At 47.4% G+C, this 11,076-nt stretch carries 10 protein-coding genes; 4 read left to right on the plus strand and 6 right to left on the minus strand.

The window, feature by feature from the left end; all coding sequences use genetic code 11:
• The 6 genes from asnB to R3177_RS09195 form a co-directional block, all read right to left on the minus strand.
• Positions 1 to 1,098 (minus strand): asparagine synthase (glutamine-hydrolyzing) (gene asnB / locus R3177_RS09170; protein WP_318970734.1); only part of this gene is annotated, 1,098 nt, incomplete at its 3' end.
• A gap of 10 nt (positions 1,099 to 1,108) precedes the next feature.
• The gene (locus R3177_RS09175) at positions 1,109 to 2,236 is read right to left on the minus strand and encodes a TIGR03088 family PEP-CTERM/XrtA system glycosyltransferase (protein WP_318970735.1); all 1,128 of its coding nucleotides are present in this window, start codon (positions 2,234 to 2,236) and stop codon (positions 1,109 to 1,111) included.
• Positions 2,233 to 3,762 (minus strand): exosortase A, encoded by a 1,530-nt coding sequence (gene xrtA / locus R3177_RS09180; RefSeq protein ID WP_318970736.1) that lies wholly within the window; start codon positions 3,760 to 3,762, stop codon positions 2,233 to 2,235. The genes R3177_RS09175 and xrtA overlap by 4 nt, the downstream gene beginning before the upstream one ends.
• A gap of 4 nt (positions 3,763 to 3,766) precedes the next feature.
• A complete protein-coding gene (locus tag R3177_RS09185) occupies positions 3,767 to 4,795 on the minus strand; it encodes a FemAB family XrtA/PEP-CTERM system-associated protein (protein ID WP_318970737.1) in 1,029 nt (342 codons plus the stop codon).
• Positions 4,796 to 4,803: 8 nt separating this feature from the next.
• Positions 4,804 to 5,655 (minus strand): XrtA system polysaccharide deacetylase, encoded by an 852-nt coding sequence (locus R3177_RS09190; RefSeq protein WP_318970738.1) that lies wholly within the window; start codon positions 5,653 to 5,655, stop codon positions 4,804 to 4,806.
• A 5-nt stretch (positions 5,656 to 5,660) separates the two neighbouring features.
• Positions 5,661 to 7,073 carry a TIGR03013 family XrtA/PEP-CTERM system glycosyltransferase gene (locus R3177_RS09195; RefSeq protein WP_318970739.1) on the minus strand — a complete coding sequence of 471 codons (1,413 nt, stop codon included), beginning with the start codon at positions 7,071 to 7,073 and terminating at the stop codon, positions 5,661 to 5,663.
• A gap of 182 nt (positions 7,074 to 7,255) precedes the next feature.
• On the opposite strand from R3177_RS09195, the gene R3177_RS09200 reads away from it, so the two are divergent.
• The 4 genes from R3177_RS09200 to R3177_RS09215 form a co-directional block, all read left to right on the plus strand.
• The gene (locus tag R3177_RS09200; RefSeq protein ID WP_318970740.1) at positions 7,256 to 7,891 is read left to right on the plus strand and encodes an XrtA/PEP-CTERM system exopolysaccharide export protein; all 636 of its coding nucleotides are present in this window, start codon (positions 7,256 to 7,258) and stop codon (positions 7,889 to 7,891) included.
• A 46-nt stretch (positions 7,892 to 7,937) separates the two neighbouring features.
• Positions 7,938 to 9,533: an XrtA system polysaccharide chain length determinant gene (locus tag R3177_RS09205; protein ID WP_318970741.1), complete on the plus strand. Its 1,596-nt coding sequence runs from the start codon at positions 7,938 to 7,940 to the stop codon at positions 9,531 to 9,533.
• On the plus strand, positions 9,530 to 10,420 hold the full coding sequence (locus tag R3177_RS09210) for an XrtA-associated tyrosine autokinase (RefSeq protein WP_318970742.1): 891 nt from the start codon (positions 9,530 to 9,532) through the stop codon (positions 10,418 to 10,420). Before R3177_RS09205 ends, R3177_RS09210 begins: the two co-directional genes overlap by 4 nt.
• Positions 10,395 to 11,076: hypothetical protein (locus R3177_RS09215; protein ID WP_318970743.1), on the plus strand; the 682-nt coding region annotated here is incomplete at its 3' end. The genes R3177_RS09210 and R3177_RS09215, both read left to right, overlap by 26 nt.

Consider the following 11,076-nt stretch of genomic DNA (forward strand, 5'->3'; position numbering starts at 1 on the left):
GCCCACACCGGATAAAATAACGGTCACATCTTTGTGGGCGAATTCTGATACCAGATAAGTGGTTATAAATGCACTATCAGCGATAGGTTCATCCATATGCCACAACAACTCAGGCAATAAACTGACTACGTCAGGTTTTACCAGGATTTCCCGGTGTTCTGTACCAAATTGCTCTGCTACCGCGCGGGCATAGGGTAATTCATTGTAAAAATGAGCGGCATCGCCTGTATCAAAGCCGATAGCATAGGTTTTTACCGGCTCTTTGCTATATTTCGACATCAGGGCAACAACGGCACTGGAATCGACACCGCCCGATAAAAACGCGCCAATCGGAACATCGCTGACCATTTGCATTGCTACCGATTTTTCCAGCTGGGTGCGGATTTTCCGGGCCCAGCTTTGCTCAGTCAGTTGCCCGGTTTGAGCAAAATCGGGTTGCCAGTACTGATGCTGCTGAACACCTTTTTCACCGATTAGCAGATAGCTGGCCACTTCAAGCTTCTCAATGCCGCTGAACATCGAGTAGGGCGCGGGCACATACCCTAACTGCAGATACTGCTCCAGCGCTTGAGGACAGACTTTTGCCTCCATACCAGGCAATGTCAGGATAGCTTTGCTCTCGGTCGAAAATGCCAGATAACCGTCATGCTGGCACAGGTACAGCGGTTTGATACCAAGTCGATCCCGCGCTAACAGCAGTTGCTGGCGGTTTTTGTCCCACAGTGCAAAAGCGAACATACCATTTAAATGTTGCAGACAGTTGACGCCATATTGCTGATACAACGCTAAAATGACTTCAACATCTGACTGGGTTTTAAAAGGATAATGGTCTGCAAGCTGAGTCCGAAGTTCACGGTAGTTATAAATCTCACCGTTACACACCAGCACCAGGCTGCCATCGTCGTTACTGACAGGTTGCTGACCACTGGTTAAATCAATAACCGATAACCGGTGCATGCCCAGCGCAATATTGTTGTTCAGATAACTGCCACTGTCATCGGGGCCACGATGGGCAGTGATATTGCCCATCCTGTCCAGCCATTGTGCCGGAAAATGTTGTGGTCGATTTAATGCAACGACGCCATAGATCCCACTCATAGCCAGTCTCTCAGTTGCCTTGAAGATACAGCTGCCGATAACCTTCGACCATAGTATCAAGACTAAATTTCTGCTCTGTGGCAATTCTGGCGTTGCTGCCCAGTTGCTGCAATACATCTGGTGTATCATGGCACTGCAGCATAAGCTGTTGTAATTGCGCTTTATTATTGCTGGCAAATAGCCAGCCGGTATGACCAGGTTCAACCAGTTCAGCGTTGCCGCCGACATTACTGGCGATAACGGGCAGCGCACAGGCCATTGCTTCGAGAATGGTATTGGAAATACCTTCAGCCAGTGAGGGCAGCACGAAGACTGAAAACCCCGGTAAAATAGTGGCAATATCGCTTCGATCGCCTGGTAACCAGCACTGTTTATCTAATCCGGCCGTGGTGAGCTGGTGTTGCAACTGTGCTCTGGCCGGGCCGTCACCAATGATAACTAACGCCGTTTCATTCCTGAAACCCTCGTATTGCTGGCATAATTCACAATAAGCAGCAACCAGCAGCTGCTGGTTTTTAACATCGGCAAGCCGGCCAACACAGCCAAATACCAGCCGGTTATTTTCTGTTAATTTTTCAGGTAACGTGCTGGTGTGGCGTGACGCTGGCTGAAAGCGGCCGGTATCAACGCCATTGCAAATCTGGCTAAGCCGCGCGGCAGGGACTTTAATGGCGTGAGTAAGGTAATTCCGGCCTTCACCCGACAGGCTGATATAGCGGTGAATGATAATTTTATAAAGCCGCTTTAGCAGGGTATATTTTTTATTTTGACCGGCCAGATCTGTCAGATCCCAGCCATGTTCGCCATGCAACCGGTAAGGTACCCGGGCAAGCAACGCTGCTGCCTGATATTCCATTGCCGCAAGATTGCGGCTATGACAGATATCAGGTTTAAGCGTTTTTAATAACTTAAAACAGCGCCAAAATGAAGCCCAATCCTGGCCCGGGCGTTTATTCAGGCAATAGATTTGCACATTATCGTGCTGGATACGGGAGAAAAAAGCCTGATCATAATCTGTTAAACAAATAATACTATGCCGGAATGTTTGAGGCTCAAGCTTATTTATTAAATTCACTACGCCATTTTCCAGTCCACCGGTCCGGAAACTCCACACTAAATGGCAAATATGCACTGTCATGGTTGTTGGCCCTGATGTGCCAGGCTAAGTTGCGATGCCTCTGCAGAATTAGCCGTGATAAGTAAGTCATACTGCTGATGCAGCACGCGTTCCAATATCTGGCTTGCCTGTCTTGGATCACCATCGTAGTAAACGCTTAACGCATAAAAGCTACCATGCTGACTTATATGCAGTACTTTGCCAAGCGCCTGCATCGCGGTAATCAGATACGGGTTGGCCGACCAGTAATCACCACTACCATACCAATACCAAAGTAAGCGTTTTTTACCAGAGGCGGATCGAAGATCAACTTGCTGCAGGGTCAATTGATGCGAACCGATTTGCAATTGCCGGCGTTGGCTGCTTGCTGGCGTCCAGCTATCGGGCTCGTACGGTTGGTTATGCCAGCCGATAAGTTTTTTATCGTCAGAATGCAAATAAAATGCAGTATAAAGCCAGACATCATGGTTAGGGTATTGCCAGAGACCAGCCACCTGAGCTGAGCTGCCGCTAAATTGGGGTAACGAGTTTGGATCGTTGACCGGCGTCAGGCTTTGTTCAAGTTGGGTGATGCTGAAAACCGGCTGCTGAGTCAGAGTAGGTCGCAGCTGGTTTGTCAGCATTGGAATTAGCATGATAAAAATGCCACTGAGCAGCAAGGCCGGTGACACAGATCTGCTCTCTGCTTTGACTGGCACTGGCTGTTGTGGCTTTTTATCGGCAAAGAAACCACCAATATAAAACATGATAAAAATAATGACACCAAAAAACAGCCAGCCATAAATCAGGTGATCAACACCCACTGCGTGTTTCATGTCCGTCAGCGAGGCAATCAGAACAATACCATAGGCGCGTACGCCGTTTGCCAGAATGGGAACTATGATGGAGGCAAGACAAAATACCAGCTGTTTAATTCTACTGGTATAGGTCAGATAAGCATAAAGGGTACCCAGGGCAACAGAGGCAATCAGATAGCGAATACCTGAGCAGGCTTCTGCCACCAGGAATAGCCCGGTTGGCGTGGATAAATACAAGCCTTCACGATAAACCGGGATCTGACTGAGCTGTAATGCCGCTACGGTAATGTCTGCTGTGATGTTCTGCAGCCATGGCACCAGATTATCGCCCATAGGCACAGCAAACAGCAGGTATAATAACGGAAAACGTAGTAGCTTTAGTAGCCTCCCGCCACAACACAGCCAGACGAGTACCGGCAACATCAGTATTACCGCAAGTTGACTGACCACATTCACACTTATTGCATTAGCAAAATACCAAATCACGACCAGTGTAAATAATACCGGCAATGCGATAAAAGACGGCTGCAGAGGGGTCGCGGCTATTTGGTCGCGTTTACGCCAGATTAAGTAAATACTGATTGGAAAAATTAGGATGCCATGAGCATAGGTATCTGACCGAAGCCAGATTTCGAGCATTGACCACAAGGTATTACCGAAGCAAAGCAGCCAGGTAACTAAAAACGCGGCCAGCGTCCCACCATAAGAGCGCAGCGGGGTGGAGACTTCGGCTAGACTGAGTTTAGTCATTAAATTACCCCAGATACCGTGATAATGCGGGTCCCAGCCACTGACTGACTTTTAAAGGCAGTCTTTGCCATAGCTTAATAAATAACTGGTATTTAGGATTATTAGGACTGAGGTTGGGTAAGGCTTTAGCATTAACCAGTTGATACTGATAATGTAACTCCTGCGGAACCATTCCCCAATGCTTTTTGTAACTATAGGCACCCGACTCAAGTTTACTGCGGCCAAAATCGAAGCTGCCACAGTCTTTATCGGCCTTAGCATGACACATCAGCTGATAATACATAAAATCGTTACTTTTCAGGTCGCGAGCGTCGCTGATACCGCCGCCATAGTAAGGTAAAACCTGCCCCTGATAATAAAAGCTCAGCACACTGGATACTGGCTTGCCATTTTTACGGACTGTCAGTATCTCGGCATCATCACCAAAGACATTTTGCAGTGATTGAAAATACTTTCTACTGAATACCGGTGTCCCGAGGTTTCTGACACTGGTGGAATAAGTCTGATAAAAATCGTCAATCTCATTATCAAGTGTATAAGACAATTGCTGATTAAGAGACTGTCTGATAACTGCCCGCTGTTTCTTTTTAATTCCCGCCAGAATCTCGGCGTCATTTTCAGCCAGTGGACACTGAAAAGTGGCATGCTGAATCCGGGTTGTTAACTGGTTATTTTGCGGCTGGCGATAACGCAGTTCCAGATGGTGTACACCAAGTTGATTCGCCAGGGTCATGGCACTTTGCTCAAGCAGACGTTTGACCTCGTCTGAACCTAAAGCACCACCATATACACAAAAAGGAGTCGAAACCAATGCATCACCGAACAGCCGGCTTTTCACCCGGGCTAAGGGCAACACGCCAACAATTTTTTGTTGATGGGTAGCGTACAGATAAAACCCCTGATGACCAAGATCTGCCAATACCTGCTGCCAGCCTGCCAGATGAAAAAAACTGCCATCCGAACAGCTTTTTACAAATTTATCCCACTCTGCAATACGCTCGTCATTCAGCGTTAAGACTGCTACCTGATACATGCTAATCCTTAGCTTTTAAAATAAGGTTGGTACACTTCGTTTACTGACCGCCAATTAAAATCTTGCAGCAAATACCCTATTTTTGCTTCCATTTTGCTTAAATTAACATAATGCCGAAACCGGGATCTTAGTGGGGCATCCACTATCCGTGGTTGTTCCGGGTCAATCTCCCAGGGGTGGCAGTAAAACATATAAGGGATGTCTTTTTGTTTTACATAGCGGGAAACAAGCTGCCGGCTTATCCAGTAAGGCAACAGGCGGAAATAACCACCACCAGCAACAGGTAATTGCCGGCCCAGCATGGTCAGAACCGGCATTGGACACTCCCAAATCCCTTCGTGCCTTAAATAAGGTTGTTGAGGCCAATCGGGAGTACCATACAAATCATGAATGACCGGATAAGTACTGGAGCTGTACTGATAACCCGCTTTTTGTAAGGCATTAAATGCCCATTCGTTTTGTTTTCCGATGGAGAAACTGGGCGCCCGGTAACCGGTTACGCCATGGCCGGTAATATCTTCAAGCAGCTTTTTTGCCCGGCTGACATCTTCCAGGAATTCGTCGGGACTCTGGCTGGTTGCTTTCAGGTGATTGTAGCCATGACTGGCGACTTCATGTCCCCGTCGCTGAATTTCCTGTACCAGTGAAGGAAAACGCTCTGCCACCCATCCCAACATGAAGAAGGTTGCTTTAGCCTGATGCGTATCGAAAAGATCTAACAGTCGGAAGGTGTTTTTTTCGACCCTGACCGGCATGCCTGCCCAGTCTGCAGGCTTGATATTGCGCTCAAATGCGGCAACATGAAAATAATCTTCAACATCCACTGTCAGGGCACTGAACACGGCACTACGTTTGTTCATTCTTATTAACGCCCTTTGCCAAATAACACTATTTCTACGGTACGGATCAGTATTGTCAGGTCCAGCAATAAGCTGCGATGCTTGATGTAATATAGATCAAATTTCAGTTTTTCCTGAGCATCTTCCGCTGTCGCGCCATAGGGGTATTTTAGCTGCGCCCAGCCGGTCAGGCCGGGTTTAACATTGTGGCGCTGACTGTAGTAGGGAATATCTTTTACCAGTTCGTTAACAAACTCTGGCCGCTCAGGTCGGGGACCGACAAAGCCCATCTCGCCTTTTAATACATTTAACAGCTGTGGTAACTCGTCAATCCGGTATTTGCGGATAAATTTGCCTATCCGGGTTACTCTGTCGTCGTCAGCGCTGGCCCAACGCGCACCATTTTTTTCGGCGTCCGGTTTCATGCTGCGAAACTTCAGAATATAAAAAGGCTTGCCATCATAGCCGATCCTGACCTGACGATAGAATACCGATGCGCCGGTTTTTCGGCCATCTTCCAGATAAATAAGCAGGGCAGTAAGCAACATTACCGGCCAGGTCACTGTGAGCAAAATCAGAGCCAGTAGCAGATTAAGTTTATAATCCAGATTAGTTTTAAAACGATGATTTAAATCCAGGCCATTACCATAGATTATCCAGCTCGGATAAATAAGATTAACGGCAATCTGCCCGGTTTCCCGTTCAATGAAATCAAGTATTTCAATAACTTCAACGCCACGGCTTTTGCATTTAAACAGATGCTCTACCGGTAACATATTACGTCGTTCGTCGCAGGCAATCACCAGTTGGTCAATGCCGTTGTCTATCACATACTGATACAGGTTGTTTTTGTAATCAAAAGTGACCAGTTTTTCATCCGGTATGCCGGCAGATTCATCACCTTCAATATGAGCAAAGCCGACAATTTCAAAAAAAAGTTTGTCGACGCTGCGACGCATTCTGCGTTCAATGATAGAAGCGCGTTCACCCGCACCCAGCACCAGCACGCGCCGCCGACTTATCCGGGTGATGTCGTTATAGTGAAAAAATGCCCGGAAGGCAGTAAGACTGAACAACGCAATCACTGAGGCAACAGCAAGATATAAAGGACTGATGTGCAGAAATGACACCAGATTAAATACAATGCCTTCAAGCAATAAGGCACTAAACAACAGGGTGATTAAGACCCGCTTGATAATACCGCCATGACTTTCTCTTAGTTTCTGGTCGTACAATCCGACTGATAATGCACATAACATTACTGCTGCGGCAAATAGCCCGGCATTGATTAATCGGTAATCCAGCGAAATGGCAGGTGAGTTAAGTTTGTTATGAAGATAACTGGCAATCAGACTTGACAAACAAAGCAGAGTAACTTCACTGATAAGGAACAGCTTGTCTGCGATGGTACTTTTTCCGTGTCGGCGATACGTGCCCATAACGACTTCCTTGTGCGTTTGTTGCTGATGCAGATGTTCCGGCTTCTGCACTGTGTCAGTTAATTTAGCTCAATTAACGTGCTATTTCTAGAGAAACATATAAATTAAATTTTCAAAAAATGCAGCACAACAGTAAAGTTTTGCGTTATATTAATCACGCAGCAAACAAAAGGACGCGTTTTATGATTGCAAACCGACTCTTAGCGGCACTGGTAATGGTGCTGGTCTTACTAAGTACACTCACCGCTTGTTCCAGTAACCGCCAACTTCCCCGTGCCACCGTGCAGGAATCATTAACCACTTCGGTGTCAAATTATCAGTATCTGGTGGGCCCCAATGACAGTCTGACGATTTTTGTCTGGCGTAATCCGGAGTTGTCGGGCAGTTTTATTGTCAGACCTGATGGCAAAATTTCGACTTCGCTAGTTGAAGACGTCCCGGTCAGCGGCAAGACGCCTACCCAGATAGCCCGCGATATGGAAGAAATTTTAGGTAAGTACATTCGCGACCCGGTGGTGACAGTATCAGTAACCAATTTCATTGGTCCATACAGCGAGCAGGTAAGAGTAATAGGTGAAGCCACCAATCCGCAGGCTGTCAGTTACCGTGAATATATGACGGTACTTGACCTGATGATAGCTGTCGGCGGTTTGACGGAGTTTGCCGACGGTAATGGCGCTAAGCTGGTTCGCACCAGCAGCGGCGGCCAGGTAACCTATAGCCTGAGACTGGACGATCTGATCCGGGATGGTAATATTAGCGCTAACGTTGATATTCTGCCCGGAGATATAGTGATTATCCCTGAAGCATGGTTCTGAACTTTGCTCAGTTGGTAGTAACGGATATGTTGTTCACGGAGGATTAATGAAAGAATTGCAACAGGCGATAGAGCTGGTTCAAACCTATTTACAGGGGATCTGGCTGCGAAGGCGCTACATTGTCATAACTGCCTGGCTGTTATGCCCTGTTGGCTGGTTTTATGTGTACAGTTTACCCCCGACCTATGAAGCAAATGCCAAACTTTTTGTGGAAACCCGGACATTTCTTGAGCCATTGTTGCGTGGTCTTGCGCTGAGAAGTAATACAGACCAGGAAATTCAGCTGATGGCCAGAACGCTGTTAAGCCGGCCGAATCTGGAAAAAATTGCCAGAGCGACTGATCTGGATATCCAGGCCAAAGACGAGAAACAATTTGAAGCGTTGATTGATTCACTGCAAAAAGAGATTAAAATTTCAAGTTCTGGCAGGGAAAATATCTACGTCATCTCTTACAGTAATCCGTTACCGCAACGTGCACTGAGTGTGGTGCAGGAAACCTTAAATACCTTCGTCGAAAACCGTCTGGGTTCCAGCCGGGCCGACTCTCAAGCTGCAGAAAGTTTTTTAAACAGTGAAATTGCTGAATACGAGAACCGCCTGGTTGAAGCTGAATTACGCTTGTCTGATTTTAAAAAGAACCGGATGGCGATGCTGCAGGGTAACGAAAGCGACTATTACAGCCAGCTAACCCAGGAAAAGCGGCAGCTTGAAGCGGCAAGGCTGGAATTGCGGGAGCAGGAAACCCGGCTGGCGTCTGCCAGAAGTCAGTTAACCGGCGAAGAGCCGGTATTTGGCGTTATGCCGTTTGCCGGCGGGGGCGGAGTGGGCGTCGCGACTCAGTATGATGAAAGGATCCGGGCATTATCTGCTCAGCTGGACAGTTTACTTATCCGTTATACTGAAAACCATCCTGATGTTCAGGAAACAAAACGGTTGCTTGAACGTTTGGAAGCACAGCGTCAGGAGGAGTTGCAGTTGGTTGCTAACAGTTCGCCGGAGGGACGCAGCACAAGCAGTTATAACCAGAACCCGGTTTATCAGGAGTTACGGATTAACGTTGCCCGTCTGGAAACTGAAGTAGCATCGACCCGGGTCAGGGTACAAGCCTACGCTGACAGAGTGGATGAGCTGGAAAGTAAGTTAAACCTCATTCCGGAAATTGAGGCTGAATTTACCGGCTTAAATCGTGATTATCAAATTACAAAGTCGAAGTACGAAGCCTTGCTTGGCAAACGGGAGCAGGCTGAATTATCACGTCGCGCTGAAGCAACTGAGCAGGATGTCCAGTTTAATATTATCGAACCGCCAAGAGTGCCGCTAACCCCCTCTGGCCCACCACGCGGCCTGTATTACACTGCCGTGTTACTGCTTGGTGTGGCAGCAGGGGTGGCAATCGCATTTTTGCGCAGTTTGATTTCACCGGTGCTATCGCGGGCGTCACAACTGCAGAGTATTACCAATTTGCCGGTTTTTGGTGTGGTGTCACATACTGAGAAAGCCGCTATTTTAAAGCAGGTCAGGCTCCATTTTGTTTATTTTGCTGCTTTAAGTGGTGCTTTGCTGCTGTGTTATTTAGCCTTGCTAAGTAATGAAATGCTATTTGGCCGCTCAGCCGAGTTGTTGTTAAGGGTAATCCGATGAGTACTATTGAAAAAGCCGTTACCAAGCTAAATCGAGATAACACGGGCCGGAGTGAAAGTAGCGCTCAGCAGAGCTCAGAGCAACTGCAGGTACATGAACCGATTGCGGTGAAGCCTCAGGTGGTACAGGAAGCTTCGGCCGGTCATGATAATTCATCGCACACCGTGCAGCTTAATTTAGCAATGCTGGAAAAAAACAATTTTGTTTCGTTATCTAAAGAACGCCGGCTGATTAATGAAGAGTACCGGGTGATTAAGCGCAAGCTGATTAACAATGCTTTTGGCGCACTCAGTAAGACACTGCAACATCCTAATCTTATCCTCGTTACCAGCTCCCGGCCGGGAGAGGGTAAAACATTTTCAGCGATTAATCTGGCGCTCAGTATCGCTTTAGAGCAGGATAAAACAGTGCTATTAGTTGATGCGGATGTGTTGCGACCGAATGTCAGTAAAACTCTAAATATCAGTCATAATCTCGGTTTGACGGATTATCTGCAATCAACAGATGTGACGGTGCCTGATATATTACTTAGTACTAATGTCGAAAGGTTGAAATTAATTACAGCAGGCTCACCCCATCACTTGTCTACAGAGCTGCTGGCCAGTGAGCGGATGTCGCAGCTGGTAAATGAATTTGCCAGCCGGTATTCTGATCGGATCGTAATTTTTGATGCACCACCGTTGCTGGGCGTAAATGAAACCGCAGTCATGGCGGCTATGTGCGGTCAGGCGGTCATAGTGGTGGAAGAGAACCGCACCCGGCTGGCTGAAATAGAGCAATCTGTATCGTTATTGCCAGAAGAGATGGCAGTGGGGTTTCTGATTAATAAAGCACACCGGAACCAGGGAAAAGGTTATGGGTATGGCTATTACTATGGCGCAAGTTAAGCGACATTCCGTCGGCGCAGCATCTGGACTGGTATTTACAGCCGCAGTGGCGAGTTTGCCGGCATTGGCTGCTGAAACTGAGTTCACCCCGCAGCTACGAGCCAGTAGCTATGCGTATCAGATTGAAGAATTTGATTTCAATGATACTGATGATGGTCTGGCGATTGCTTTATCCCCCTCTGTCGATTTTTCGCTGAGCTCAAAAGTACTGCAAACGCGCTTTAGCTGGCAACATGAATCCTTTTTTTACGAAGACAGCCAGCGCAAAAACAGAAGTTACGATGACGTCAGCTTTAATAATATATTATCGCTGCTGGATGGTCGTCTGAGCTGGGGCATTAATGCCCGCAACAGTTATCAGGTGCGCAATACCCGAACCGGTATTTTTAACGATAAGATAACTGCAGGCGGCGAGCTGAGTGAAGTCACGTCTTACGGCAGTTTTATAAATCTGGCTACTGCGTCGTACAGTGATCTTAATGCGGCTCTTCGGCTTGAATACAGTCACAGCGAATACGACGAGCCAGACAATGATGATGGCTTACCGGCTTTTGATAATGATAATTACCGGGCCGGAGTGCTACTGGCCAGCCGCGATCGCTCGAGAACAACGTTCTGGCGTCTGGAGGGGGCGGTTGGCAAAACCCGGCGCCAGC

Origin of the sequence: Arsukibacterium sp., assembly GCF_033722355.1 — a bacterium.
Taxonomy (GTDB): domain Bacteria; phylum Pseudomonadota; class Gammaproteobacteria; order Enterobacterales; family Alteromonadaceae; genus Alishewanella.

Excerpts from the sequence above, each read along its gene's own strand:
- R3177_RS09190 (WP_318970738.1), bottom strand. The coding sequence starts at position 5,655 with ATGAACAAACGTAGTGCCGTGTTCAGTGCCCTGACAGTGGATGTTGAA.
- R3177_RS09175 (WP_318970735.1), bottom strand. The coding sequence starts at position 2,236 with ATGACAGTGCATATTTGCCATTTAGTGTGGAGTTTCCGGACCGGTGGA.
- R3177_RS09210 (WP_318970742.1), top strand. The coding sequence starts at position 9,530 with ATGAGTACTATTGAAAAAGCCGTTACCAAGCTAAATCGAGATAACACG.
- R3177_RS09205 (WP_318970741.1), top strand. The coding sequence starts at position 7,938 with ATGAAAGAATTGCAACAGGCGATAGAGCTGGTTCAAACCTATTTACAG.
- R3177_RS09200 (WP_318970740.1), top strand. The coding sequence starts at position 7,256 with ATGATTGCAAACCGACTCTTAGCGGCACTGGTAATGGTGCTGGTCTTA.
- R3177_RS09185 (WP_318970737.1), bottom strand. The coding sequence starts at position 4,795 with ATGTATCAGGTAGCAGTCTTAACGCTGAATGACGAGCGTATTGCAGAG.
- R3177_RS09195 (WP_318970739.1), bottom strand. The coding sequence starts at position 7,073 with ATGGGCACGTATCGCCGACACGGAAAAAGTACCATCGCAGACAAGCTG.
- xrtA (WP_318970736.1), bottom strand. The coding sequence starts at position 3,762 with ATGACTAAACTCAGTCTAGCCGAAGTCTCCACCCCGCTGCGCTCTTAT.